We start from the raw sequence: 719 nt of genomic DNA, 5'->3' as shown, positions 1-719 counted from the left end.
TGTCTTAAGGTCAAGGATGCCGTTAGGCGCACCGCCCTTGTAAAGGGTTGCCTTGAGGCTTAAGGACCCAAGGCTTGTTAGTCCCTTCATTAAAAGCGGGTTTGATGTTATGATTTTGGAGAGCGATTATTAAGAATTTGAGAGGCAGACAGCCTCTCATTTTGATTTGTATGCAAACGAATTGCACCCTATTTATTCAGGGAGAATAAGAACATACCCAGGAGGTGCTAAACGGAACAAGAGAGCGTCGTAACCCCACATAGCATACATGCAGCAAATAGAAAAAACGCCTTCACCAATTGCTAAGATTAATGTGAGCGATATACCGGCTTCATCTGCTGTTGCTTCGCGGCGTTGTAAGTAGTATCCGACAAAAAAGAAAAAGCACGCTAATCCACTCGCACCCGAAAAGAAGCTTAGTATGGCATGAACCGGTCCACGTATGTTGAACAGGATAAGAAAAATTGTGAAAGTAAATACTGTAAAGATCCCTTCGAATACCCCACGCACCATATTGCACAATTTTCGCATCATAATTGCAGAAAAGCTCTGTTCTGCGTATCGATTTTTTCTTTTGATGCTTGTATTCTTAGAAGATATACTGTTATTTTTAGAAGATATACCGTCCACAACTCCCCCCGTTTTAAGCCAAGATGCTATGAAGTTAGACATTTGTAATTATATCATCAAAAAATACAAGAAAAATTTATCCATTTTAA

General features: G+C 39.9%; 1 protein-coding gene. It reads right to left on the bottom strand.

What is annotated here, in order from left to right; all coding sequences use genetic code 11:
• Positions 1-192 precede the first annotated feature (192 nt).
• On the bottom strand, positions 193-630 hold the full coding sequence (locus tag ACFIL8_RS11745; protein ID WP_375613192.1) for a hypothetical protein: 438 nt from the start codon (positions 628-630) through the stop codon (positions 193-195).
• Between the last annotated feature and the right edge of the window lie 89 nt (positions 631-719).

It is taken from the genome of Bartonella sp. AP57NXGY (assembly GCF_042195805.1).
Taxonomy (GTDB): Bacteria; Pseudomonadota; Alphaproteobacteria; order Rhizobiales; family Rhizobiaceae; genus Bartonella.
This window is presented reverse-complemented; position numbering and strand designations above follow the sequence as displayed.